This window comes from Pseudomonas sp. LAM2023 (assembly GCF_016620375.1).
GTDB lineage: Bacteria > Pseudomonadota > Gammaproteobacteria > Pseudomonadales > Pseudomonadaceae > Aquipseudomonas > Aquipseudomonas anuradhapurensis.
Genome location: NZ_JAENHV010000023.1, coordinates 333,825 through 357,986, shown reverse-complemented (window position 1 = coordinate 357,986; position 24,162 = coordinate 333,825). Strand labels below are relative to the sequence as shown.

At 64.3% G+C, this 24,162-nt stretch carries 19 protein-coding genes; 5 read left to right on the top strand and 14 right to left on the bottom strand.

Going from position 1 to position 24,162, the window contains the following annotated elements; all coding sequences use genetic code 11:
- Positions 1–150 precede the first annotated feature (150 nt).
- The 5 genes from JKP78_RS14565 to JKP78_RS14545 all read left to right on the top strand — a co-directional run bounded on the left by JKP78_RS14565 (position 151) and on the right by JKP78_RS14545 (position 6,225).
- A complete protein-coding gene (locus tag JKP78_RS14565) occupies positions 151–1,059 on the top strand; it encodes a LysR family transcriptional regulator (RefSeq protein ID WP_200626859.1) in 909 nt (302 codons plus the stop codon).
- Positions 1,060–1,214: 155 nt separating this feature from the next.
- Entirely contained in the window at positions 1,215–2,753 is a 1,539-nt protein-coding gene (locus JKP78_RS14560) for an MFS transporter (RefSeq protein ID WP_200626858.1), read from the top strand.
- A gap of 28 nt (positions 2,754–2,781) precedes the next feature.
- Positions 2,782–3,843 (top strand): HlyD family secretion protein, encoded by a 1,062-nt coding sequence (locus JKP78_RS14555; protein WP_170032521.1) that lies wholly within the window; start codon positions 2,782–2,784, stop codon positions 3,841–3,843.
- Positions 3,840–5,291: an efflux transporter outer membrane subunit gene (locus tag JKP78_RS14550; RefSeq protein WP_200626857.1), complete on the top strand. Its 1,452-nt coding sequence runs from the start codon at positions 3,840–3,842 to the stop codon at positions 5,289–5,291. The genes JKP78_RS14555 and JKP78_RS14550 overlap by 4 nt, the downstream gene beginning before the upstream one ends.
- A gap of 139 nt (positions 5,292–5,430) precedes the next feature.
- Positions 5,431–6,225 carry an SDR family NAD(P)-dependent oxidoreductase gene (locus JKP78_RS14545; RefSeq protein WP_186685389.1) on the top strand — a complete coding sequence of 265 codons (795 nt, stop codon included), beginning with the start codon at positions 5,431–5,433 and terminating at the stop codon, positions 6,223–6,225.
- A 129-nt stretch (positions 6,226–6,354) separates the two neighbouring features.
- On the opposite strand, the gene JKP78_RS14540 is transcribed toward JKP78_RS14545, so the two are convergent.
- The 14 genes from JKP78_RS14540 to JKP78_RS14475 all read right to left on the bottom strand — a co-directional run bounded on the left by JKP78_RS14540 (position 6,355) and on the right by JKP78_RS14475 (position 24,045).
- Positions 6,355–7,167, bottom strand: coding sequence for an SDR family oxidoreductase (locus tag JKP78_RS14540; RefSeq protein ID WP_200626856.1), 813 nt, complete (start codon positions 7,165–7,167; stop codon positions 6,355–6,357).
- Between the two features lie 151 nt (positions 7,168–7,318).
- Positions 7,319–7,783 carry a multidrug transporter gene (locus JKP78_RS14535; protein WP_170032513.1) on the bottom strand — a complete coding sequence of 155 codons (465 nt, stop codon included), beginning with the start codon at positions 7,781–7,783 and terminating at the stop codon, positions 7,319–7,321.
- 148 nt (positions 7,784–7,931) lie between these two features.
- Positions 7,932–9,386 carry a mannose-1-phosphate guanylyltransferase/mannose-6-phosphate isomerase gene (locus JKP78_RS14530; RefSeq protein WP_170034287.1) on the bottom strand — a complete coding sequence of 485 codons (1,455 nt, stop codon included), beginning with the start codon at positions 9,384–9,386 and terminating at the stop codon, positions 7,932–7,934.
- Positions 9,387–9,421: 35 nt separating this feature from the next.
- Entirely contained in the window at positions 9,422–10,069 is a 648-nt protein-coding gene (locus JKP78_RS14525) for an alginate O-acetyltransferase AlgF (RefSeq protein WP_170032511.1), read from the bottom strand.
- Between the two features lie 17 nt (positions 10,070–10,086).
- Entirely contained in the window at positions 10,087–11,244 is a 1,158-nt protein-coding gene (locus JKP78_RS14520) for an alginate O-acetyltransferase (protein WP_170032509.1), read from the bottom strand.
- Between the two features lie 10 nt (positions 11,245–11,254).
- Entirely contained in the window at positions 11,255–12,712 is a 1,458-nt protein-coding gene (locus JKP78_RS14515) for an MBOAT family O-acyltransferase (protein WP_186685385.1), read from the bottom strand.
- Positions 12,713–12,894: 182 nt separating this feature from the next.
- A complete protein-coding gene (locus JKP78_RS14510) occupies positions 12,895–13,998 on the bottom strand; it encodes a mannuronate-specific alginate lyase (RefSeq protein ID WP_170032505.1) in 1,104 nt (367 codons plus the stop codon).
- 7 nt (positions 13,999–14,005) lie between these two features.
- Positions 14,006–15,448: an alginate O-acetyltransferase gene (locus JKP78_RS14505; RefSeq protein ID WP_170032503.1), complete on the bottom strand. Its 1,443-nt coding sequence runs from the start codon at positions 15,446–15,448 to the stop codon at positions 14,006–14,008.
- A 13-nt stretch (positions 15,449–15,461) separates the two neighbouring features.
- Complete coding sequence (gene algG / locus JKP78_RS14500) at positions 15,462–17,021, bottom strand: mannuronan 5-epimerase AlgG (RefSeq protein ID WP_186685383.1); 1,560 nt, start codon at positions 17,019–17,021, stop codon at positions 15,462–15,464.
- A 22-nt stretch (positions 17,022–17,043) separates the two neighbouring features.
- Entirely contained in the window at positions 17,044–18,522 is a 1,479-nt protein-coding gene (locus tag JKP78_RS14495) for an alginate export family protein (RefSeq protein WP_186675184.1), read from the bottom strand.
- On the bottom strand, positions 18,519–19,946 hold the full coding sequence (algK, locus tag JKP78_RS14490) for an alginate biosynthesis TPR repeat lipoprotein AlgK (protein WP_200626855.1): 1,428 nt from the start codon (positions 19,944–19,946) through the stop codon (positions 18,519–18,521). The genes JKP78_RS14495 and algK overlap by 4 nt, the downstream gene beginning before the upstream one ends.
- A 12-nt stretch (positions 19,947–19,958) precedes the next feature.
- The gene (locus JKP78_RS14485; protein ID WP_170032496.1) at positions 19,959–21,125 is read right to left on the bottom strand and encodes an alginate biosynthesis protein Alg44; all 1,167 of its coding nucleotides are present in this window, start codon (positions 21,123–21,125) and stop codon (positions 19,959–19,961) included.
- Positions 21,126–21,161: 36 nt separating this feature from the next.
- The gene (locus tag JKP78_RS14480; protein WP_170032494.1) at positions 21,162–22,643 is read right to left on the bottom strand and encodes a glycosyltransferase family 2 protein; all 1,482 of its coding nucleotides are present in this window, start codon (positions 22,641–22,643) and stop codon (positions 21,162–21,164) included.
- 85 nt (positions 22,644–22,728) lie between these two features.
- The gene (locus tag JKP78_RS14475; protein ID WP_170032492.1) at positions 22,729–24,045 is read right to left on the bottom strand and encodes a nucleotide sugar dehydrogenase; all 1,317 of its coding nucleotides are present in this window, start codon (positions 24,043–24,045) and stop codon (positions 22,729–22,731) included.
- Positions 24,046–24,162 lie beyond the last annotated feature (117 nt).

Sequence of the window (24,162 nt, the reverse complement as noted above, 5' to 3'; positions counted from 1 at the left end):
TTGGCTGAGGCTGGCTGATGTGCCAATGCCTCATTTATGGCCGAACACAGCCAGCTAATAAATGCCCCGCCACGCACGAGCGCATTGCGTCTGGTGCAATCCGCCAACCTGCTACCATCGCCATTCCCACAGCTGTCACGGAAAACGGCCATGCAACTCCCGGACATGAACCTGCTCGTCGCCCTCGATGCCCTGCTCGATGAAGGCAGCGTGGTCGGCGCGGCGCAGCGCATGAACCTGAGCCCGGCGGCGATGAGCCGAACCCTCGGGCGTATCCGTGATGCCCTGGGCGACCCGATCCTGGTGCGTGCCGGCCGTGGCCTGGTGCCGACGCCGCGGGCACTGGCCCTGCGTGAGCAGGTGGCAACCCTGGTGGAGCAGGCCGGCGAGGTGTTCCGCAGTGCCGACGAAGTCGACCTGCCCAGGCTCGACCGGGCCTTCAACATCCGCACCAACGACCTGTTCATTGCCCTGTACGGCGCCCAGCTGCTACGGCGCATGCACGAACAGGCGCCGCGCACGGTGCTGCGCTTCGTGCCGGAAAGCCCCGGCGGTGATGATGACAGCGTGCTGCGCGACGGGCGTACCGACCTGATCATCAGTTCGACCATGGAGCTGGGCCCGGAGATCAAGGTGCAGAGCCTGTTTCAGACTTACTATGTGGGCCTGGCCAGGCGCGATCACCCGATTTTCCAGCAGCCGATCACGCCCACCAGTTTCGCCAGTTATCCACAGATCAGCGTGTCTCGCCGTGGTCGTGCCAACGGCCCGATCGATGTCGAGCTGGCCAACTGCAAGGTGCAGCGGCGGGTGGCGTTGATTACCCCGAGCTTTCACTCGGCGCTGTTTTCCCTACCGGATTCCGACCTGATCCTGCCGATGCCGGCGAATATTCTCAACAGCGTGCACAAGCTTGGGCTACCGCTGCGTTCATTCGAGATCCCGGTGCCGTTGGAGCGGGTGACCGTGCTGCAGGCATGGCATCCCCGCTTCCACAATGACCCGGCGCATCTCTGGTTGCGGCAGATCTTGAAGGCTTGCTGCAGTGTCGACCCTTGATCGCGGGTTGGCTGCTTCGTCGGCATACCCGGGAAGCAGTGCTGATGTGGATTGCGCCTGACGCAACTTAAACCTACCGAGAAGTCAGTTTTCGTCAGCATTCGACCTTCTTAGACTTGCTCCAGTCGCAAATTTGTTGCCGGAGATGTCTGCCCATGAGTTCCCTGTCCGCCCCATCTGCCGCGCTCGCCGCGCCTGCGCCGGCAGCCCCTGCGCAGGCCGCGTTCGGCCTGCAGGTAGTGGTCGGGCTGTTCGGGGTATTGCTGGCCGTGTTGTGCGCAGGGCTCAACGAATCGGTGACCAAGATCTCCCTGGCCGATATCCGCGGCGCCATGGGTATCGGTGCCGACGAAGGCGCCTGGCTGCTGGCGGTGTACAGCGCTGCCTCGGTGTCGGCCATGGCCTTCGCGCCCTGGCTGGCCACCACCTTCTCGTTACGGCGTTTCACCCTGTGCGCCATTGGCTTGTTCGCGTTGCTCGGCCTGCTGCAACCGTTCGCCCCCAACCTGCACAGCCTGATGCTGCTGCGTGTGCTCCAGGGCTTCGCCTCGGGCGCGCTGCCGCCAATGCTGATGAGCGTGGCCCTGCGCTTCCTGCCGCCGGGCATCAAGGTCTATGGCCTGGCCTGCTACGCGCTCACCGCCACCTTTGGGCCCAACCTCGGCACGCCGCTGGCGGGGCTGTGGACCGAATACGTCGGCTGGCGCTGGGCGTTCTGGCAGATCATCCTGCCCTCGGCACTGGCGATGGCCTGTGTCGGCTGGGGCCTGCCGCAGGACCCGCTTCGCCTGGAGCGCTTCAAGCAGTTCGACTGGCGTGGTGTGCTGCTCGGCCTGCCTGCCATCAGTTGCATCGTGCTGGGCTTGTCGTTGGGCGACCGCTGGGGCTGGTTCGATTCGCCGCTGATCTGCTGGCTGCTCGGCGGTGGCCTGCTGTTGCTGGTGCTGTTCATGTACAACGAGTGGTCCGAGCCGCTGCCGTTCTTCCAGTTGCGCATGCTGTCGCGGCGCAACCTGAGTTTCGCCCTGGTCACCCTGGCCGGGGTGCTGATCGTGCTCTCCGGTGTGGGCAGCATCCCTTCGGCCTACCTCGCGCAGCTGCAGGGCTATCGCCCGGCGCAGACCAGCCCGTTGATGCTGCTGGTGGCGATGCCGCAACTGGTAGCCCTGCCACTGACGGCGGCGCTGTGCAACATCCGCGCAGTGGACTGCCGCTGGGTGCTGGGCGTCGGCCTGGCGTTGCTGGCGGTGTCCTGCCTTGGCAGCAGCCTGCTGACCGCCGAGTGGATCCGTGGCGACTTCTATCCGTTCTACCTGCTGCAGGTGTTTGGCCAATCGATGGCCGTGCTGCCGCTGCTGATGCTGTCCACCAATGGCATGTCCCCGCAGGAAGGCCCCTTCGCTTCCAGCTGGTTCAACACCGTGAAGGGGCTGGCAGCGGTGGTTGCCGGTGGCCTGCTGGACGCCCTGGGCACCGTACGTCGGCACTTTCATTCCAACCACCTGGTGGACAGCCTGGGCAACGCCCCGTTGGTCGACGACAACGCCGTGGGCCTGGCCAAGCGTATCCACGAACAGGCGTTGGTGCTGACGTCGGCCGACCTCTACCTGGTCATGGCTGGCATTGCCACGGCCTTGATCTGCCTGATTCCTTTCGTGCCTACCCGGGTCTACCCACCGCGTGCGGTGGCTTGAACCCGGGGTGAATTCGAGAACTGCTGAAATGACCAACAACCGTAAGACCCTGATCATCGGCTCGGTGCTTGCCGTGGCCGTCCTGGCCGGCATCGTCGGCCCCTGGCTGTTCGGCAGCGACCACCGCCAGAGCACCAATGATGCCTATGTGGTCGCCGACTACACCGTGGTCGCGCCGAAGGTCGCCGGCTTCATCAAGGAGGTGCTGGTGGAGGACAACCAGCAGGTCAAGGCCGGCCAGCTACTGGCGACCATCGATGCCCGCGACTACCAGGCTGCGCTGGATGCCGCGCAGGCGCAGCTGTTGGTGGCCAAGGCGCAGAGCGCCGACGCCAGGGCCACTTTGGAGCGCCAGGCCGCACTGATTGCCCAGGCCGAGGCCGAGGTTAAAGCCGCCCAGGCCGAAGCCGCATTCGCCGACCATGAAGTGAACCGCTACAGCCGCCTGGCCGAGCAGGGCGCCGGTACCGTGCAGAATGCCCAGCAGGCGCGCAGCAGGGTCGACCAGGCGCGTGCACGCCTGGCCAATGCCCAGGCGGCGTTGCTGGCAGCGCGCAAACAGGTGGATATCCTCGGTGCCCAGGTGGCCAGTGCCGATGGCCAGCTCAAGCGTGCCGAGGCGGGGCTGGAAAAGGCCCAGCTCGACTTGTCCTACACCCGCATCACGGCGCCGGTGGACGGCATGGTCGGTGAGCGCGCCCTGCGCGTCGGCGCCTACGTCAACCCGGGCGCCCGCCTGCTGTCGGTGGTGCCGTTGCAGCAGGCCTACGTGGTCGGCAACTTCCAGGAAACCCAGCTGACCCATGTGCAGCCTGGCCAGGCGGTGAGCATCAGTGTCGACACCTTCGCTGGCGAGCGGCTGCACGGCCATGTGGAAAGCATCGCCCCGGCCACCGGGGTGACCTTCGCCGCGGTCAAGCCGGACAACGCCACTGGCAACTTCACCAAGGTGGTGCAGCGCATTCCGGTGAAGATCGTCTTCGATGACGGTCAGCCGCTGTTAACCCGCCTGCGCGTGGGCATGTCGGTGGAAGCGACCATCGATACCCGTGGCGACACGCTGCATGGCAAAGAGGTGAGCACGCGATGAAACCGGCATTACGCTTGAGCCCGTTGCTGCTGGCCGTGTGGCTGGCCGGCTGCACCTTGGGCCCGGATTTCCAGCGCCCCGACAGCCAGGCACCGCAACAGTGGGCGCCGCTGCAAGGCGAGGCGGCGGCCAGCCAGGCGCAGGCCGAACCGCTGGAACTGCGCTGGTGGGAGAGCTTTCATGACTCCCGCCTGAGTGCCTTGATCCAGCGCGTTGCCGAGCGCAACCTGGACCTGCAGATGGCCAGCGCCCGGCTGCTGCAAAGCCGGACCCTGCGCAGCAGTGTCGCTGCCGATGAGGTACCGTCGGTGGAGGTGAACGCCGGCTATAGCCGCGCGCGCAACAGTGCCGATGGCCTGAGCGACCCGTCCGGCAAGGCGGGCAAGGCAGCCTTCAACCTCTGGCAGGGCGACCTGCTGGCCGGCTGGGAGCTGGACCTGTGGGGCCGCGTGCGGCGCCAGGTCGAAGCAGCCGATGCTACTGTCGAAGTGGCCGAAAACGACCGTCGCGGCGTGCTCCTGGCACTGCTTGCGGAAACCGCCGGCAACTACATCCAGCTGCGCGCCGTGCAGCACACCATCGATGTCACCCAGGACAACCTCAAGGTCGCCCGGCACAGCCTGAAGCTCTCCGAGGCCCGCCAGGCCGAAGGCGTCGCCACCCGGCTTGACGTGGCCCAGGCCAGTGCCCAGGTGGCTTCGATCGAATCGCGCCTGCCAAGCCTCGAGGCCCGCCGCGACGACCTGGTCAACGCCCTCAGCCTGCTCGCCGCCGAACCGCCGCGCAGCTTGCAGGCTGAACTGCTCAAGGGCGGCGAACTGCCTATGCCGCAGCAGAACTTTGCCATCGGCCTGCCGTCCGAACTGGCCGAGCGCCGTCCGGACATTCGCCAGGCCGAGGCTCGCCTGCATGCTGCGACTGCCAGCATTGGCGTGGCCAAGGCCGATTTCTACCCGAGTATCCGGCTGTCGGGCAGCGTCGGTTTGCAGGCCATGCAGCTGTCCGATCTGGGTGGCTGGGACTCACGACGCTTCGCCTTCGGCCCTCAACTGTCGTTGCCGATCTTCGAGGGTGGCCGGCTCAAGGGCACCTTGGAACTGCGCGAGGCACAGCAGCAGGAAGCGGCGCTGAACTATCGCAAGGTGGTGCTCGGCGCCTGGCATGAAATCGACGATGTGCTACGCCTGTACAACGCCAGCCAGTTGCGCCGTGACCACCTGGCAGAGGCGGTGCGGCAGAACCGCATCGCCCTGGAAACTGCCCAGCGCCAGTATGTGGAAGGGGCGGTGGACTTTCTCAATGTGCTGACGGTGCAGGGCGCATTGCTGGCCAGTGAGGAGCAGTGGATCGACAGCTCGGCGGCGGTGTCACAGGCGCTGGTGGGGCTGTACAAGGCTTTGGGTGGTGGCTGGCAGGCATTCGATCAGCCGCTGGCCAACAAGGCGTGAGTTTCGGGGGCCGCTTGGCGGCCCATCGCGACGCAAGGCCGCTCCTACCGGCGGACACGAATCCCTGTAGGAGCGGCCTTGCGTCGCGATGGGCTGCAAGGCAGCCCCGGCAATTGTCCTGATTACCGAGGAGGCACAAATGCACATTACCCTGAACGGCAAGCGCGCCATCGTCAGCGGCTCCACCGCCGGCATTGGCCTGGCCATCGCCATCGGCCTGGCCGAGGCGGGCGCCGAAGTGGTCCTCAACGGTCGCACCCAGGCCCGGGTCGACGAAGCCCTGAGAGGCGTGCGCGAGCGCCTGCCACAAGCCCGCATCATCGGCATCGCCGCCGACCTCGGCACCCAGGCCGGTGCGCAGACATTGTTCGACCAGGTGCCGCACACCGATATCCTGGTCAACAATCTCGGCATCTTCGAGCCCAAGCCGTTCTTCGAGATTGACGATGCCGACTGGCAGCGCTTCTTCGACGTCAACGTGCTCAGCGCCGTGCGCCTGTCGCGCCATTACGCCCAGGGCATGGCGGAGCGCAAGTGGGGGCGGGTGATCTTCCTGTCCAGTGAATCGGCACTGCAGATCCCGACCGAGATGATCCACTACGGTATGACCAAGACCGCGTTGCTGGCGGTGTCGCGTGGGTTGGCCGAGACCCTGGCCGGGACTGGCGTGACGGTGAATTCGGTGTTGCCAGGGCCCACGCGTTCGGAGGGAGTGGGGGACTTCTTCGCCAAGCTGGCCGCGGAGCAAGGGGTGTCGACTGAAACGCTGGAGGCGAACTTCCTCGCCGAACACCGACCGACCTCGCTGATCAAGCGGCTGGCGACGGTGGAGGAGGTGGCGAACATGGTGGTGTACCTGGCATCGATGCAGGCCAGTGCTACTAACGGGGCTGCCTTGCGGGTGGATGGCGGGGTGCTGCGTTCCATTGCCTGATCTGTTTTGCCTGTACCGGCCTCTTCGCGGGTAAACCCGCTCCCACAGGGAGAGTGTGATTCCGAAGATTGCACTGTACCTGTGGGAGTGGGTTTACCGGCGAAGAGGCCAGCACAGGCAACCCATCAATCAGAGCGGGCGCAGTAAGCCAAAGCGCTTGCGCAGCGCCCAATCCAGCAACCGCCGCGGCAGCAGCCGGGCCATCAGTGGCAACGCTGTGCTGCCATTGCCCAACCGCACCAGCGCCGGCACCGGCGACTTCCCGACCGCCGCCAGCACGCCCTGGGCAAACACCGCCGCTGAAGTAGGTTTGTCCTGCGAAGCCCCCGCCCGAGCCTGCACCTGCTCGCGCAACGGCCACCACGCCGAATCCGCCGCCAGCACCTGTTCGGCCTGGCGCTGGGCATTGCTGGCGAACTGCGAGGCAATCGCTCCTGGCTGCACTTCCATGACCTGCACACCAAACGGCGCCAGTTCCAGGCGCAAGGCATCGCTCAGGGCGTGCACGGCTGCTTTCGAGGCGCAGTAGGCGCCGGCGAACGGGGTGACCAGCACGCCTGATACGCTGCCGATGTTCACCACCAGGCCCCGTGAGCGGCGTAGCTGTGGGAACAATGCGCGGGTAATGCCAACCACGGCGAAGACGTTTGTTTCGAACTGCTGGCGCAGGGCATCCACACCGCCATCGAGCAGCGGGCCCATGGCGCCGTAGCCGGCGTTGTTGATCAGGATATCGAGGTTTTCCAGTTCCTCGGCCAGGCGGGCCAGCGCCTCGCTGTCGTTTACATCAAGTTGCCGGGCGGTGTAACCAGCGGCACTCAGCTGTGCGACATCCTCTGGTTTGCGGGCGGTGGCCCAGACTTGGTGGCCGGCGTCGCGGAAGGCGTCGGCCAGGGCGCGGCCGATGCCGCTGGAACAACCGGTGATCAGGACGGTGGGCATGGTTGGGGCCTGTTGTCAGGGAGGATTGGTTTTTCCTGTGCGGGCCTCTTCGCGGGTAAACCCGCTCCCACAGGTACACCACAGAATTTGAGACCTGTGTAGTCCCTGTGGGAGCGGGTTTACCCGCGAAGAGGCCCGCACAGGCGATACATTAGTTGGCAAACGTACCTTGCAGGTGCTCTGCCCGGAACTCCAGAGTCTGCGGCCGGTACCCGGAACGCAGGGGTGGCAGCGGCAGGCAGTCTTTCCATTCTGCCCCCGGTTGCAGCTCGCCCGGCCCACGGTAGCGCGGGGCGTTGTAGGTGTTCTCGGCCAGGTTCACGGTATCGCCCGGCGCATAGGCCGCCACCCGCCAGCGCAGTTCGGTCAACGGGACGTCGTTGCCATTCTTCATGTGTACCTGCAGGGCACGGTCGGCGGGGCAGTGTTCGGGGGCGTAGGTCAGGCGCAGGTCCAGGCGGGCCAACCGCGAGGTTTCGCGGGCATCCTGCCAGACGACGAACAGGGCAACCAGGCCCAGGCCGCACACGGCCGCCAGCGAGATCGGCAGGGCCTTGGCCGGATAGCGCAACAGCAGCACCAGCCAGGTAAGAATGAGGAAGGCACCGATGATCATGATGGGCTGATTCCGACCGGGGACTCAGACATCTTGGAGCGCCAAGCGCCAAGCGGCAAGCTGCAAGCCACAAGAAAAAAGCGGGGCGGTGGTGAACCCGCGCTCGCAGATTCACCTCCGTCCCGCTTTTTTCTTGCAGCTTGCAGTTTTACTGCGCGATGGTCTTCACCGAAACGCCACGCTCGATCGGCGTGGAAGTGCGCCCATACACGTCTTCGAAGCGCTCGATGTCGTCCTCGCCCAGGTAGCTGCCGGATTGTACCTCGATGATCTCCAGCGGGATCTTGCCCGGGTTGCGCAGGCGGTGCACCGAGGCGATCGGGATGTAGGTCGACTGGTTCTCGGTCAGCAGGAACACGTTCTCGTCACAGGTTACCTCGGCAGTGCCGGACACCACGATCCAGTGCTCGGCGCGGTGGTGGTGCATCTGCAGCGACAGGCTGGCGCCCGGCTTGACGGTAATGTGCTTGACCTGGAAGCGGCCGCCCATGTCCACCGAGTCGTACGAGCCCCACGGGCGGTACACTTCCAGGTGGTTCTGGGTTTCGCTGCGGCCCTGCTCGTCGAGGGTCTTGACCATCTGCTTGACGCCCTGGACCTTGTCCTTGTGGGCAATCATCATGGCGTCCTTGGTCTCTACCACCACGATGTTTTCCAGGCCGATCACCGATACCAGCTTGCCGTTGCCGTGGATCATGCAGTTGTGGCTGTCCTGTACCACCACGTCGCCCTTGGTGACGTTGCCGTTGTCGTCCTTCTCGTGTACTTCCCACAGCGACGACCAGCAGCCCACGTCGCTCCAGCCGGCCGACATCGGCACCACGCAGGCGCGCTGGGTCTTTTCCATCACCGCGTAGTCGATGGAGTTGTCCGGGCAGCAGGCGAAGGTGGCTTCGTCGATGGTCAGCACATCGCCGTCTTCACGGCTGCGTTCCAGGGCCAGCACGCAGGTGTCGTAGATGTCGCCGTCGTGCTTCTTCAGCTCTTCGAGGAAGCGGCTGGCACGGAACAGGAACATGCCGCTGTTCCAGAAGTAGCCACCGGCCTGGACGAATTCGGCAGCGCGTTTCTCGTCGGGCTTCTCGACGAACTGGGCAACGCGGGCCACGCCTTCGGGCAGCAGGGCATCCTGGCTGGAGCGGATGTAGCCATAGCCGGTTTCCGGCTTGGTCGCCGGTACGCCGAACAGCACCATCTCGCCACGCTCGGCGGCCACGGTGGCCAGGGCCAGGGCACGTTGCAGGGCCTTCTGGTCATCGATCACATGGTCGGCGGGCAGCACCAGCATCAGCTCATCGCGGCCTTCGTTGACCAGTTTCATCGCCGCCATGGCCACCGCCGGGGCAGTGTTGCGGCCGAACGGCTCCATCAGGATGCCTTGGGTCTCCAGCTTCAACGCGGCCAGTTGCTCCTGGACGATGAACTTGTGGTCCTTGTTGCAGACCACGATCGGGGTATCCATGCCTTCGAACACCAGGCGTTCCAGGGTTTGCTGGAACAGGGTGTGCTCACCGGTCAGGGCCAGGAACTGCTTGGGGAACTGCTTGCGCGACAGAGGCCACAGACGGGAACCGCTACCACCAGAAAGAATTACCGGGATCATCATGTTTCTCCAATAGTCGTTTAGAGGCAGGGAAATCAGTTGTTAGCCACGGGGCGAGTTACCCACACCGGCGACAAGGCGTTGCCGGAACCCGTTACATACAGCACTGCGGCTTCGCCGCGCTCCAGGGCGACGGGTTTGACGTCACCCACTTTCTTGTCTCCTTGGTACAGCGCCAGGTTGACCTTGACCGGGTTGATCTCACGCTCGCCGCGGCCGTTGGCGGCCACTGGCTTGACCACTTCGGTCTTGCCGTCGGCAGTCTTCAGGGTCAGTTGCTGGTCGCTCAGGTTCTGCACGCGAACCAGGGCTTTCTGCTTGTTCTTGAACGGCGGCTCTTCGATCAGCTTCGGGCTGCCGTTGGCGCTGTTGACCAGGGTGTAGTACTTGTCCGAGGCCAGCTTGACCGGCACGCTCTTGCCGCCGACCTGGGCGGTGTAGTCACCGCCTGGCAGGAAGCTGAAGTCGCTGCTGGCCTGGGCGCCAACCTGCTTGATCTGGGTATTGCCGACCGAGGCAGCGGTCGGGGTGCTGGAAGCGTTGTACAGGCGCACGAAGGTCGAACCTTTTGGTGCAGTCGGGCCGTACAGCGCGGCGTCGGCACCGGCGAATGCCTGCATCGAGGCCAGGGACAGGCCGGCCGCGAGGGTGAGGGCTTTGGCAATGGAAGTCTTGGTAGTCATTGGCGTGTTCCTCTCTATCAGTGGTTCGTCCGGGTGGACGACAAGGCCAGGTTTTCTTCGGATTTACGGGAGTTCTTCAGCTGCGCGATCCACTGTGGGTCGAAGCTGCTGAGGTCGTTCTTCATTGGCAGATAACGTTCGGGGAATTCCCACACCACCACTTGCGGTGCGGCGTTCTTGAAGGCATCGCTTTGCAGGTACTTGAGCATTGGCAGCAGCGGGCCGTGGCCGTCTTCGGCGTAGTTGGCCACGTCGCTGCGCAGCGCCTGCTGCAGCGCACCGAGGAAGTTCCAGTGCGGGTTGGCGCTGTAGCTGGTGCCTACCAGGGCTACCGGGATCTGCTTGTCGGCGAACAGTGCATCACCGCCTTCACCCTCGGCCTCGACCGGGCGGGTGGTGCGTTTCTGCAGGTTGTCCGGGGCTGGCAGCAGGTTGCTGAACAGCGGGTCCAGTGGCAGGAAATTGGTCAGGTCGCCCTTGTACGGTGCGGTGCTGCCGGCTTCGGTGATGAACGCTTGTGGCTCACCGTTGAGCAGGCTTTGCCGGCCGACGGCTTCGGCCAGTGCCTGGGCCGCCACCTCGGCGCCCATCGGTGTCCAGTGGGTATCGGTGCGCAGGAACACCTGGCCGCGGGCCTTGGCCTGCTCCAGCGGTGCCATCAGGTCCGGGGCGAACACGTTGGCCTGGCGTGCCTGGGCATGGAACTGGTTGTACAGGTCGTCATGCAGGCTGGTCGGCAGTTCCTTGCCCAGGTATTCGGCGTACACCCGCGCCTTGGCCGGCACGATCGCCAGCACCAGCTGGCTGCCGTGCTGCTGCAGGGTGTCGCGTACACCACGGATCAGCGCCAGGTTCTCCGCCATCAGTTGCTCAGCCCCGGCGGTTGGCTTGAATTCTTCGTCGCTGAACAGCCACTGGTCGCGGCCCAGTACCACGCCGGGGCGGCCTTCATTGAACAGCTTGAAATCCATCGCCGCCCACAGGTTGGTGCCCAACCGCTTGATCGGGAAGTGCTCGTCGTAGTGGGTCTCGGCGGCCTTGGCCAGCTTGCCGTTGAGCAGGGTCATCTGCTCGGTGCGCTGGAAGCTTTGCAGGCCACCGGTCGACCACACGCCCATGCCTACCAGCAGGCCGAGGAACGACAGTGAATAGGTGATGCGTAAGGTGCGGGTCATGTCATCCACCTCAGAACTGGAAGTAGAGGAACGGCGAGTAGCTCTGCGCCGAAAGCTTGAGGATCGAGGCCACGAACAGCAGCAGCACCAGGGCGCGGGTCATCACCCGGGTCCAGTCCAGGCCGATCGAACCGTCGGCGTTGACCGCCACCGGGGTGGCCTTGGGCGTCGGCTTGGCATTGCGATAGAAGTCACGCAGGCCGAAGAACGCCAGGGTGATGTAGGCAACCACCAGGGTGGCGACCTGCAGGCCGGTGAGCTGGGCGCGGTTGAGTTCCGACAGCTGCCAGTCGCCGAAGCTGAACATGGCGCCGTACATGCGGCCGGCCACTTCCAGGTTTTCGGCGCGGAAGATCACCCAGCCGACCACCACCAGCAGGAAGGTGAAGGCCCACTTCACCGGGTTGAAGCGCTGCGGGTTGGTGTCGATGCCCAGTGCGCGCTCGATGGCCAGCCACATGCCATGCCACGCGCCCCAGATGATGTAGGTGAAGTTGGCGCCGTGCCACAGGCCGCCCAGCAGCATGGTCAGGAACAGGTTGCGGTAGGTGTTGAAGGTGCCTTTGCGGTTACCGCCCAGGGTGATGTACAGGTAGTCGCGCAGCCAGGTCGACAGGCTGATGTGCCAGCGCCGCCAGAACTCGGTGATCGACTGGCTGATGTACGGCTGCTTGAAGTTCTCCATGAAGCGGAAGCCCATCATCAAGCCCAGGCCGATGGCCATGTCGCTGTAGCCGCTGAAGTCGAAGTACAGCTGCGCGGTATAGGCCAGGGCACCGAGCCAGGCATCGCCGGTGGTCGGGTGTTGCAGGGCGAAGCAGTGGTCGGCCACCACTGCCAGGGTGTCGGCGATGAACACTTTCTTGATGAAGCCCTGCATGAAGCGGGTGCAGCCTTCGGAGAACTTGTCCAGGGTGTGGGTGCGGTTGTTGAACTGGTCGACCAGGTCCTTGAAGCGCAGCACAGGGCCGGCGATCAGGTGCGGGAAGATCGCCACGAACGCGGCAAAGTCGATCAGGTTGCGGGTGGCCGGGGTGTCGCCGCGATACACGTCGATGATGTAGCTGATCGACTCGAAGATGTAGAACGAGATACCGATCGGCAGCAGCACGTGGGTGAGGATGAACGGCTCCAGGCCGAACGAGGTGATGATCGCGTTCAGGCTGTCGACGCCGAAATTGGCGTACTTGAAGTAGCCGAGGATCGCCAGGTCGACACCCACGCCGAGCAGCAGCCAGCGCTGGGCGGGCTTGGTGCGGACCCCGGCGGCGCCGACTTTCAGGCCGATCCAGTAGTTCCACAGGGTGACCCCGGCGAACAACGCCAGGAAGTCCACTCGCCACCAGGCGTAGAAGATGTAGCTGGCGACCAGCAGCAACAGGTTGCGATAACGTTGCCCGCTCAAGTAGTACAAGCCGAGGAAGATCGGCAAGAACAGGAACAGGAACACGTTGGACGAGAAGACCATCCCGGTTCTCCTTTTTGTTCACAGCATCCGGGGCAAAGCGCCCCCCAAACCCCCCACATGTTCGTGGCGGGCTACCTAGATTCCTGTGGGAGCGGGTTTACCCGCGAAGAGGCCGGCACAGGCACCGCACATGGCAGGTCTGGCCTTTTCGCGGGTAAACCCGCTCCCACAGGGGTTTTGCGTTACTTTTTCGATTCCGCGCTCGGGTCGTAGACCCGGGTCAGGTCGCCGCCCAGCCGGAAGCTGTTGAACGGCTGCATGCCGCGCTTGCGTTGCAGGGTGTCGCCGTTGCACGCATACAGGCTGCAGTAGGGCTCCATCCACGAGTACTTGCTGTCGATCTTCAGGTCTTGCATGTCCTGCTTCTCGCCATTGCGGGCTTTGAACACGCTGGGGTCCTTCACGCCGGCCAGCACCCGCTGCGCCAGGCGCTGCAGGGCGTTGTCGTTCTCGCTGCGCACATCCACGCCGTTGACCTGGGCAAAACTGGCGATCATCGCCAGCGGCGGCAGGGCGTAGTTGTGGTAGGCCAGGGCGCGTTGCTTGCGCTTCAGCTCGTTGGGCAGGAAGCCCTGCGCATCGACCTGGTTGGCACCGATCCGGTATTCCTTCACGGCCCAGTCGAACAGGTCGCGACGGTCGGTGGCCACGGCGGTGGCCATCACCGCCCAGGCTGCCCAGTAGCTGTGGTTGTTGATCTTCTCCAGGGGCAGGTCGCTCCAGTCGCGCACGGTCTGCTCGGCGAGGCGGGCGAACCATTTCTCGATCAGCTCGGCCTCGGCCTGGTGCGCGGCCAGCGGCTGCGAGTTGGAGAACTTCAGGCGCAGCCACGAACCGCTCATGCTGCCCAGCGCCCATTTGCGCATCGACTTGCCGGTGTGGTTGTAGTCGGTGGACATCAACGCATCGGCACGTGCCCAGCTGCCCAGCCAGGCCAGGGCGCATTCGAGCTGCGCCGGGCGGCCGTCACGCATGTACTGGCCGATCATCTTGCTCACGCCTTTTTCAAGGGTGGTGATGTCTTCGGTGGACTTGCGAAAGGCCTTTTCCGAATTGACGTTGAGGGTGGCCCGCGCCTTGTCCGAACCTTCGTACTTGCTGCGGAACTGCAAGGCGCCGGTGTACGGCTTGGGCACGGCTTCGCAGCGGAAGTTACCGTCGTTGGTCTTGAGCTTCTCGATCCCTTCGTAGTACCCCTGTGGCGGTACCAGCGCGGCATGCGCGGCACCACCGAACAAGGCCAGGGCGAGCAGGGCAGGGCGGAAAATTCGCTTGAACGCAGTCATGGTCGCCTCACTGGCCGGCCTGCGCGGTCTGCGCGGGCACGGCGAAGTTGTTGCGTTTGCAGAGCTTGGCCTCGACTTTCTGGGTGCCGCTTTCCGGGCCCTGTACCTCGAAGGCCAGCAGGCTCTGGCTGGCCCAGTCCTCGTCTTCGCGCATCTGGAAGACGAAACGGCCATCGGTATCGGCGGTTTCCGGTTTTTCCAGCTTGATGTCCTCGTGGCGGCCGTTGAGGTACCACAGGGTGGCCTGCAGGACTTTCACCGACGGGTCCTCGAACTTCACGTCCATCTGGATGTTGCGGTTGACCAGGTCTTTGATCACGCCGCCCTTGCCGTTCACCATCAACTCGTTCTTGCCCGGCTTGAGGGTGGTGCTGGCGCTCATCAGCGCCGGGCGGTTATCGCAGCCGTCATCGAGCAGGCCAAGGATCTGCCGCCAGATGGTTTCCTGGTCCAGGCGGTACAGCGGGGAGAATTCCCAGATCAGGATCTTCGGCGGGTTCTTCTTGAATTCCTCGCTGCCCAGGTACTGGATCATCGAGCCTTCCAGGCCGCCACCGGGGAAGGCGACGTTGAGCACGTCGGCACCGATGTACTGTTGCAGGAAGCCGGCGAAGTTGTAGTTCTTGCCGCTGTGGCTGGTGCCGACCAGGGTGATCTGGGCGTTGCCGGCGTCACCGAACAGGTCGTCACCGCCACCGTCGGAGCCCTTCGGCTCGGTGGTGAACTGGTCCATGTACTGGACGGCATAGCTGGTGCCGCAAAGCTGGCCGGCAACGTTGTGCAGGGTGCCGGTCTTGCCCATGCGGCCAGACTTCTTCGTCTCGAATTCCTTGCGCGGGATGCCTTCGAAAGCCGGCATCTTGTGCACGGTTTCGGCCACGATCTTCGCCGCGCGCTCGGCGCCGTAAGGCGTCCAATGCTGGTCGCCACGGAAGTAGAAGTCCTTGCCCTGGTCGGCGGCAGCCAGCTGTTCGTTGGTCAGCGGCGACAGGTCGGGCACGTTGTAGCCCATGCTGGCGAAGCGCTTGAGCATCGCCTGGTAGTTGCCCAATGCCTTCTGGTAGTCGAAGGCAGCTTTTTCTGCCGGGTTGAGCATGTTGCGGTTCACCAGGCCACGGGTCGGCTGGTACACCACTACCAGTTCCACGCCGCGCTTCTTGAACGCGTCGTGCACCTGCTGCAGGCGCTTGTAGCCGGCCGGGGTGGTGGTGAACTCGGTGCGCAGGTCTTCGCGGGTACGGAACAGCCAGTCACCCTGGGCCTGCACCAGCGTGGTGAAGTTCTGCTGGTAACGGGTGGTGTAGCGGCTGGGGTCGTGCGCTTCCGGGCACAGCTGGCAGCAAGGCTCGGCGGTGAAGGTCGGGGCCTTCACTTCGTCGGCGCTCACGCCCTGGCTGATGGCCAGGAGGGCAGTGGACAGGCCCAGCAGTTTCATCAGGTGTGGAGTCATGGTCTGGGCTTCCTTATTCGATCATTTCGGTCTGGCGTTCGACCGGGTCGATCAGCACAGCCTTTTTCTGGCGGACCAGCAGGTCGAGGATTTCGTCCTGGCGTTCACCCAGGATGCCGTTGAGGCTGATGCCGCTGGCCTTGCGCGGGGCGAGCATGGACACCTTGTACAGCTCGACCGACAGCGGCGAGTCGATCGACAGCGGGCCGGAGCCGTTGGCGGCGAGTTCGCCACCGACCAGGATCAGCGACACCTTGGTGTCGAACGGGTCGAGGGCGATGTCGCGGTCGGTGTCGGACAGGTCCTTGATGTGGCCGTACACGCCCACCAGGCCGTTGGCCATGGCGACGTTCTCGTACAGGCGGATGTTCACGCTGTTACGCACACGGATGCCGTGGCGGCGGTTGTTGATCAGCTTGTTGCCCCAGATCAGGTTGTCGCCGCTTTCGTACAAGGTGATGCCGTCGGTGTGGTTGCGGTAGATCTCGTTGTAGGCAATCAGGTTGTTGACGCTGTTACGGTCGATCACCACCCCGGAGAGCTTGTTGTCGTAGCTCTTGTTGTTGATGATCCAGCTGTCGTTGACCTCACGCGAAATGATGATGCCGTGCTTCTTCTTGGTGCCGTACACGGTGTTGCCGGCGATGATCAGGCGGTGCGAGCGGTCGTGCGGGTCGATGCCGTAGACGATGTTGTCGCGGTAGGTGCTGTCCTTGACCACGAAGTCCTGGGTCTCGTAGCAGTAGAAGCCGTACCACATGTCGCTGAATTCCGAGCCGATGATCCAGCCGGTGGGTTCCGGGCGGCCCATGCGCTTGGCCATGTTCGGCGTGTACTGCGAGATGCTCACGCCGTACGACTTGGACTTGGCATAGCCGAAGCTGGCCATCTTGCTGTTGACGATGTAGGTCTCGGTGCCGCCCCACGACAGCAGGAACGGGCGGAATTCCTTGGGCGAACGGAAGGTCGCCGGGCCGTTGTCCTTTTCGCGCCAGCCGGTCACCTGGGTATCGGTGACGAACAGCTTGCCGTCGTTGACCAGGAACGAACCGCCCTCCTGGGACAGGCGCAGCTGCTTGACCTTGCCGTCGATCTCGAGGATGCCCTTCTGCCCGACCACGATCGGCAGGCGCGCCAGGTACACGCCCGGCTCGACTTCGCTGAGGTACTGCCTGGGTACCTTCTTGCTCAGCTCGACCAGGTCGACATGCCCGTCATCGACGAAGATCGCCTGCGGAATGCCATGCTGGCGCTGGACCCACTCGGCCGCCTTGTTGTCGCCACCGACGAACTCCTTGAGGGTGTCTTCCTGGAACATGCGGCGCAGGCTGACCTTGCCCTTGTGACGGCGGTCGATCTTCTTCTGTACCGCCTCGGCGGTGTAGCCGGTCAGGTCGGGCAGCTTTGGCGGGTCCATGTGCAGTGGTTCGACCGGGGCACTGGAGACCGTGTAGGTCTTGGCCTGCTGCAAGCCCTTGGCCGTGGTGGTGGGCTCTGCGGCGGCGGCCAGGCCTGCGGCCAGCAGCAAGGCGCTGGCCAGCAGGCTGTGACGTAGGTGCGGGTGAAGGTTCATAACGGTAAGTCCCCTACCGGCCTCAGAAGCGCCAGATCACGTCGACGAAGGCACGGTGCATGTACGAGTCCGCTTCCTTGCCGTAGGCGTCGCCCGGCTTGAACACGCCGGCACGCAGGCGCACCAGGGCGGATGGCTCGTCGATGGCCTGGCTCATCGAAGCCGGCAGCAGGCCTTGCTTGAAGTACTTGGTCACGACCACGTCCATTTCCTGGCCAAGGTCTTTCTCGCCATCGACCAGCGGGCGGTTCACGCCGTTGTCGTTGACCACCGCGTTGATGCCGCTGGAGCCGATGTTCTGGTTGCCGTCGACACGCCAGAACTTGTGGTAGATGAAGCTGGCGTCGTAGTCGTCGCGCAGCTGCCAGGAAGCGAACAGGGTTGCCGCCTGCAGGTTGCCCAGCTCGCCGCGGAAGGCTTCACCGAAGCGGTGCACGCGCGAACGGGTACCGGTGTAGTTGGAGCGGTTGCTCTCAAGGCCGGTTTGCTCGTAGTTGCTCGAACCGTCGTCGCCGCCACCGCCGCTGCCACGGGCGTAGGCCGCACCGACCTGCCATTGCGGGTCGAGGCGCACGCGAATGCCGAGGTCGGTGGCCCAGGCGTTGACGTCGCCGCTCTGCTTGCCGGTGGCTACGGTCTGGTCGCCCACTACCTGGCTGCTGAGGGTGTCGCGGTCACCGGTCAGCCAGGTGACACTGCCCCAGTAGTTGACGGTGTGGTCGTTGCGCCAGTTATAGGCATCGCTGTTGGCTTCCAGGCCCAGCCAGGTCAGGTCGCCGGTGCGGGTCTTGTCCAGTGCGTCGACGGTTTCGCCCGGGTTCTTCAGGCTGCCGCCGTCATGGGTGTGGTGGGCGCGTACGCCGACCCAGTGGCCAGGAGTCCACTGCGTGGCGACGTTGCCGTAGACGTGCGTGCGGTCCTTGTCTTCCGGGGCCAGCTCGGTGAGGTCGGTGCGGTATTCGCTGAAGCGCTGGGCTACGCCCAGGTCGGCCTTGAGCAGGGTGGTGTCGAAGGTCCAGTTCAGCGCCTCGATGTTGGTGTCACGCCACATGCCATCGTCGCTGCGCAGGCGCTGGCGACCGAAACGCAGCTGCTCGCCGGGGTAGGCGGTGAGGCCGCTGTAGCCGACCCAGAATTCGCGCATGGCCAGGTAGCTCTTGTCCTGCTCGCGGCCGTCGGCGGCGGTGTCGGTGGTGGTGCCGTCGTCGTTCTGGCGCAGGGTGTCGGTTTCGATGGTGTCGGTAGCAGTGACGGCCTGGCCCATGGCATAGGCGCTCCAGTTGCCGCGCTCGCCATATACCCAAGGGCGCAGGTCGAGGCCCAGGCCGCTGACGTCGCCGCCGGAGCGGGTACCGAGGTCACGGTCGTCTTCCGACTGGCCGGTGATTTTCACATCCAGGCCGAAGTTCTTTTCAGCGGTCATTTCCGCCAGGGTCGGGCAGGACCAAAGCAGGGCGAAGCTCAGGCCGATGCCGGCTTTCACGAAGGGATTGAGCGTCATAGCGAGTCCTCACCGGTTACTTCTTTTTCGTCGTCTTGCAGGGCTTCGATGGCCAGGGTGCTGTTGGCGCCCTGGCTCATGCTGCCGCGTGCCTGCTTCTCTTGCGCCAGCAGGGTCTGTGCCTGGCTGCGCTGGTCAGGCGTGAGTTGCTGGTCGAGTTGCTGCAGCAGTTCAGTGGACTGCGGCGTCGGGTTGACCTGGGCCAGCTGGGCGAATACCCAGGCATTACCCGGTTGCGGGCGAATGCCATGGCCTTCGCTGAACAGCTGGGCCAGGGCATAGTCGGCGCTGTTCTGTCCGCCACGGGCGGCGGCCAGCAGGTGGTCGACGGCTTTCTGTGGCTCGACGTTGCCCAGGTAGCCACGGCGGTACAGCTGCCCCAGGTAGTAATGGGCGCTGACTTCGCCAGCATCGGCGGCAGCCTGCAGGTGTTGCTCGGCTTTTACCGCATCCGCAGGCAGGGTCTTGCCTTCGTAGTACAGGCGGCCGAGCAACAGTTCGGCGCGTGGCTGTTCGGCTTCGCGGCCTTTGTCGATGTAGGCCATCAGCTGGTCGGTATCGCCCAGCTCGGGGAAGTCGTAGACCAGCTGCGCCAGGCTGACCCAGGACGCCGGGTTGGCCGGCGCCACCTGCTCGAGCAGGTCCTTGGCGGTTTTTTCGTCGGTCTGGCCGAGGCTGCGGTCGGCCAGGACACGGGCGACGCTGTCGACCCGGGTGGCCGGTACCGCGCCGCGGGCATAGGCCGCCTTGAGCTGGCCGAGCAGGGCAGCCTGCTGGTCAGCCTGGCCACGCTTCTGGTACACGGTGGCCAGCTCGACGTAACAGATATCGGTGGCCGCGAGCGCGGCCTTGCAGATTTTTTCCACATCGCCCAGGTGCTGGTCATAGGTGCCCTGGGTGCGGTACAGCAGAATCTGGGCCAGGCCCGCTTCCGGGTTACCGGCGGCACGCCACTGGTCGATCTGCTGCTGTGCATTGACCTTGGGGAAGCTCTGCGGGTAGCTCAGGTAGAGCATCGCCAGCGGTATCAGGGTGTTGCCTTCGCCTTGTGCGGCGGCTTGCTTGAGCAGCTTCTCGGCTTCTTCGCGTTCGGCCTGGGTGCTGTCGGGCTTGGCCACCAGCAGGCGGCCAAGGCGCGCCTGGGCGCGCGGCGAAGTGGCAGCCGCGGCGCGGTAGGTGGCCTCGGCTTCCTTGATTTTCGCCGGGTCGCGGGTGGCGACCTTGATGTCGGCCAGGCCCACTTGCGCTTCGCTGTAGCCCAGGTCGGCCAGGGCCTTGTAGTTGCGCTCGGCCAGTGCCGTGTCACCGCGCTTCATGGCTTCGTTGGCCAGGCGCTGGTCGGGCAGGCCGGCACAGCCGGCCAGGGTGATGGCTGCAGCCAGGGCACACAGGCCCAGGCTGGCGCTTTTCTTGTGGGGAATCATACGGCGATCCTCTTACAGCCCACGGGCCATGGCTTTGTCGATCAGCCAGTTCAACGAAGGGCCACGGTCGCTGTTGACCGACGCCGGGCGCCCGGCCAGTTCGGCAGGCATGGCGCCGTCGGGCTTGATCTGCACGCGGATGTCGGAGGCCAGGTCATCGCTGTTGAGGCTGGCGCTGCTGACGATCTGGCCGGTGCGCACTTCATCTTCGCCGGCGACCTGGAAGTTGACCCGGGTACCTGGCTTGACCTCGTCGAACTGGCGATAGCTGAAACGCGCCTCGACCATCGGGTTGGTGGTGCGCGGGATCAGCTGGAAGATCGGCTGGCCCTTGGCCGCGTACTGGCCGTTGTCCACCAGCTGGCGGGCGACCACGCAATCACAGGGGCTGGTAAGGGTGCCGGACAGCTGCTTGCCGAACAGTTCCTCGATCTTGGCCGGCTCCAGCTGTGCGTCTTCCAGGTTGCCCTTGAGCATGTCCAGCATGCTGGTGGTGAAGGTGGCCAGTGGCGCACCTTTGCCGATCATCCCGCCGCTGTCGACCAGGCTGCTCACGGTGCCGTCGCGCGGCATGGTGATGGTGGTGGTCGGCACTGCCACCACGCCGGCTTCGGCGTGGCTGACGAAGTACATGCCGTACAGCGATTTGGCGACGAAGCCGAAGGCGGCGACACCAACCACGAACACGCCAAGGGTGACGGTGACCGCCTTGAGGCGGCCGAATGCGCTCAGGCCACTGCCGCCGTCCTTCTGCTTGCGTGCCTTGGTGAAGTTGTCGCGCTGCAGGGTGCTGAGTACGTCGCCGACACTGATCAGCTCACCCGACAGGTGGGTGGTGATGATGTGGCGCAGGGTGGCGATGTCGCGTGGCTCGAGGTTCTGGAACTGCGCGCCGGTACGGCCGCTGTCCGGGTGGTAGGAGCGCACCTGGAACTCGATGTCCATCGACAGGCCGAGGTTGTCGACCGTGAACTGCAGCCGTCCGCGCAGCACATCGCCAACCGACAGGGGTTGCTTGGTGTGGAAGCTCAGGCCACCGGCGGAGAGGTCGTCGACCTTCACATCGTGGGCCTGGCGCTGAGGGTCGAGGAACCGCAGCTTGGCGGGGATGCGTACCCGGGCATGCTGGCGCTGGGCTTCGGACTCATGCACGACGTTGACGTTCACGGCGGTATTCATGTGGTTTGTTCCTGTTAGTTCCGATCCGGGTTGGGCTCACACGACCATGAACAGCACAGCGACGAAGATGCTGGCAGCCGAGAAGGTCATGGTCCGCGAGGACCAGGTGTTGAACCATTGTTGAAAACTGGCGAGGTCACGCTTGAGGGCAGTGGGCTGACGCGTCCAGGACTGTTTGTCGAGGCGGAAGAACACATAGATCTTCATCAGCGCGCCGATGATCTGGTTGTAATAGAGAATCAGCGGGTAGGCCGGGCCGACGTTGTGGCCGGAGCACAGCAGCATGATGGTGAGGATCAGGCGGGTGATGCCGATCCACAGCAGGTACACCAGCAGGTAGCCCATGCCGAACTTGAGGCTGGCGATCACCGCCACGGTCAGGCCCAGCAGGCTGGTCCACATCGACACGCGCTGGTCGAACAGCACGATGCTGGTGAACAGCCCCAGGCGGCGCAGGCCCAGGCCCAGCGCACGGGAGTTCTGCCGCAGGTTGTTGCCATACCAGCGGTACATCAGCTTGCGGCTGGCCTTGAGGAAGCTCTTTTCCGGCGGGTGCTCGACCGTGTTGATGGCGGCATCCGGCACGTAGAAGGTGTCGTAGCCCAGGCGCATCAGGCTGAACCAGCTGGACTTGTCGTCACCGGTGAGGAACTTGAAGCGGCCCAGACGCCAGTGCATCAGCGAGTCGCTTTCGACGTCGGCGATGAATTCCGGGTTGGTCACCACGCTGGCGCGAAACATCGACATGCGCCCGGTCATGGTCAGTACGCGCTTGGACAGGGCCATCGAGCACATGTTGATATGGCGCTGGGCAAAGCGCAGCTTGTGCCACTCGCTCATGATGTAGCCGCCACGCACTTCGCAGAACTCGTTGGTGGTCAGGCCACCGACGTTGGGGAACAGCTTGAACCACGGCACGGTCTTGCGGACCACGCCGTCGCCGAGCACGGTGTCACCGTCGATCACCGCCACCACGGCGTTGTCGTCCGGCAGCATGCGCGAGATGGCACGGAAGCCATAGGCCAGGCCGTCACGCTTGCCGGTACCGGCGATGCGCACGATGTCCAGCTTGACGTGAGCTGGCGGGTTGTACTTGGCCCACAGGCTTTTCACCAGCAGTTCGTCCGACATCTCCACCAGCGAGCAGACCACGGTGGTGGGGAAGCCACAGTTGATCGCTTCGCGGATCACCGAGCTGTACACCTGGGCGGTGGTCAGGGCTTCGATACGGAAGCTGGTCACCATCAGGTACACGTGCGACGGGTCGGCGGCATTGCCCATTTTCTGCACCTTGCGGCGCAGGTACGGGTACACGCCGTAGAGGAAGATCATGCCGCGGATGAAATGGGTGGCGCCCATGGAATAGCGCCAGATGCCGACTGCGCCGACCAGGAAGATGAAGTGCTTCGACTGCGAGTCGAAGATATCGGCTGGCAGGGCCAGGGCGATCAGCATGAGCAGGCTCATGTAGAGCAGCCACCCGGCGCACTGCAACAGCACTGTCTGGAGCCTTTGCATGTTCAGCATCCGTCGAGAATTCGGGAAAGGGTGGGCGACGCAGGTATCACCTTGTGGGCAACACCTGCGCCGCCGGCGCCTGCTGTTACCAGCAGATGCCTTCGGTACGGCTGGTAGCGCAGGTCGGTTTGCTCATGAAGCCGACCAGGTCGATCACGTGCTTGCCAGCTGGCGCTTGCTCGGCAAGTGCGCGGAACTGCTCGTCACGGTTGCCCAGGACGATGATGTCGGCATTGTCGATGACCTTCTGGAAATCGGCGTTGAGCAGCGACGAGACGTGCGGGATCTTCGACTCGATGTAGTCCTTGTTGGCGCCGTGGACACGGGCGTACTGGACGTTCTCGTCGTAGATGTCCAGCTGGTAGCCCTTGCCGATCAGGCGTTCGGCCAGTTCCACCAGTGGGCTTTCGCGCAGGTCGTCGGTACCGGCCTTGAAGCTCAGGCCGAGCAGGGCGACCTTGCGCTTGTCGTGGGCTTCGATCAGCTCGAAGGCGTTCTGTACCTGCGACTCATTGCTGCGCATCAGCGAGTCGAGCAACGGTGCGCGGACATCGAGGCTGGCGGCGCGGTAGGTGAGGGCGCGCACATCCTTGGGCAGGCACGAGCCGCCGAAGGCGAAGCCAGGGCGCATGTAGTACTGGGACAGGTTCAGCACCTTGTCCTGGCACACCACGTCCATCACCTCACGGCCATCCACGCCCACCGCCTTGGCGATGTTGCCGATCTCGTTGGCGAAGGTGACTTTGGTGGCATGCCACACGTTGCAGGTGTACTTGATCATCTCGGCCACTTCGATCGGCTTGCGGATGATCGGGGCGTCGAGTTCTTCGTACAGCGCTTGCAGAATGTCGCCGCTGGCGCTGTCCAGTTCACCGATGACGGTCATAGGCGGGTGGTCGTAGTCCTTGATCGCGGTGCTTTCACGCAGGAACTCCGGGTTCACCGCAACGCCGAAATCGACGCCGGCCTTTTTCCCCGAGCAGTCTTCGAGGATCGGGATCACCACGTTCTTCACCGTGCCCGGCAGCACGGTGCTGCGCACCACGATGGTGTGGCGGCGATCGCTGTCGCGCAGTACGTAGCCGATTTCGCGGCACACCGACTCGATGTACTCAAGGCCTAGGTCGCCGTTCTTCTTGCTCGGGGTACCCACGCAGATCATCGACACGTCGCTGGCACGAATGGCTTCGGCGAAGTCGGTGGTACCGCGCAGGCGGCCATTGGCGATGCCCTGTTGCAGCAGTGCTTCCAGGCCAGGTTCGACGATGGGCGACTTGCCCTGATTGATCAGGTCGATCTTGGTGCTGGACACGTCCACACCGATCACTTCATGGCCTCGCGCCGTCAGGCAGCCTGCACAGACTGCACCCACATAACCCAAACCAAAGATGCTGATACGCATCGCTATCACCTCATGTGTTTATCACGTCGGCGCCTCCGCAGAGAGCCGGACTGGGTGGATTAACAACAGTTTTCGGGCGCACGGATCCATGGCGAATGCACACTTCGCCGAGCGCAG

Bases quoted from the DNA above. Each gene is read 5' to 3' on its own strand.
- JKP78_RS14560 (WP_200626858.1), top strand. From the start codon at position 1,215: ATGAGTTCCCTGTCCGCCCCATCTGCCGCGCTCGCCGCGCCTGCGCCG.
- JKP78_RS14510 (WP_170032505.1), bottom strand. From the start codon at position 13,998: ATGACTGCGTTCAAGCGAATTTTCCGCCCTGCCCTGCTCGCCCTGGCC.
- JKP78_RS14535 (WP_170032513.1), bottom strand. From the start codon at position 7,783: ATGATCATCGGTGCCTTCCTCATTCTTACCTGGCTGGTGCTGCTGTTG.
- JKP78_RS14475 (WP_170032492.1), bottom strand. From the start codon at position 24,045: ATGCGTATCAGCATCTTTGGTTTGGGTTATGTGGGTGCAGTCTGTGCA.
- JKP78_RS14505 (WP_170032503.1), bottom strand. From the start codon at position 15,448: ATGACTCCACACCTGATGAAACTGCTGGGCCTGTCCACTGCCCTCCTG.
- JKP78_RS14545 (WP_186685389.1), top strand. From the start codon at position 5,431: ATGCACATTACCCTGAACGGCAAGCGCGCCATCGTCAGCGGCTCCACC.
- JKP78_RS14530 (WP_170034287.1), bottom strand. From the start codon at position 9,386: ATGATCCCGGTAATTCTTTCTGGTGGTAGCGGTTCCCGTCTGTGGCCT.
- JKP78_RS14515 (WP_186685385.1), bottom strand. From the start codon at position 12,712: ATGGTCTTCTCGTCCAACGTGTTCCTGTTCCTGTTCTTGCCGATCTTC.
- JKP78_RS14555 (WP_170032521.1), top strand. From the start codon at position 2,782: ATGACCAACAACCGTAAGACCCTGATCATCGGCTCGGTGCTTGCCGTG.
- JKP78_RS14485 (WP_170032496.1), bottom strand. From the start codon at position 21,125: ATGAATACCGCCGTGAACGTCAACGTCGTGCATGAGTCCGAAGCCCAG.
- JKP78_RS14495 (WP_186675184.1), bottom strand. From the start codon at position 18,522: ATGACGCTCAATCCCTTCGTGAAAGCCGGCATCGGCCTGAGCTTCGCC.
- JKP78_RS14520 (WP_170032509.1), bottom strand. From the start codon at position 11,244: ATGACCCGCACCTTACGCATCACCTATTCACTGTCGTTCCTCGGCCTG.
- JKP78_RS14540 (WP_200626856.1), bottom strand. From the start codon at position 7,167: ATGCCCACCGTCCTGATCACCGGTTGTTCCAGCGGCATCGGCCGCGCC.
- algG (WP_186685383.1), bottom strand. From the start codon at position 17,021: ATGAACCTTCACCCGCACCTACGTCACAGCCTGCTGGCCAGCGCCTTG.
- JKP78_RS14565 (WP_200626859.1), top strand. From the start codon at position 151: ATGCAACTCCCGGACATGAACCTGCTCGTCGCCCTCGATGCCCTGCTC.
- algK (WP_200626855.1), bottom strand. From the start codon at position 19,946: ATGATTCCCCACAAGAAAAGCGCCAGCCTGGGCCTGTGTGCCCTGGCT.
- JKP78_RS14550 (WP_200626857.1), top strand. From the start codon at position 3,840: ATGAAACCGGCATTACGCTTGAGCCCGTTGCTGCTGGCCGTGTGGCTG.
- JKP78_RS14480 (WP_170032494.1), bottom strand. From the start codon at position 22,643: ATGCAAAGGCTCCAGACAGTGCTGTTGCAGTGCGCCGGGTGGCTGCTC.
- JKP78_RS14525 (WP_170032511.1), bottom strand. From the start codon at position 10,069: ATGACTACCAAGACTTCCATTGCCAAAGCCCTCACCCTCGCGGCCGGC.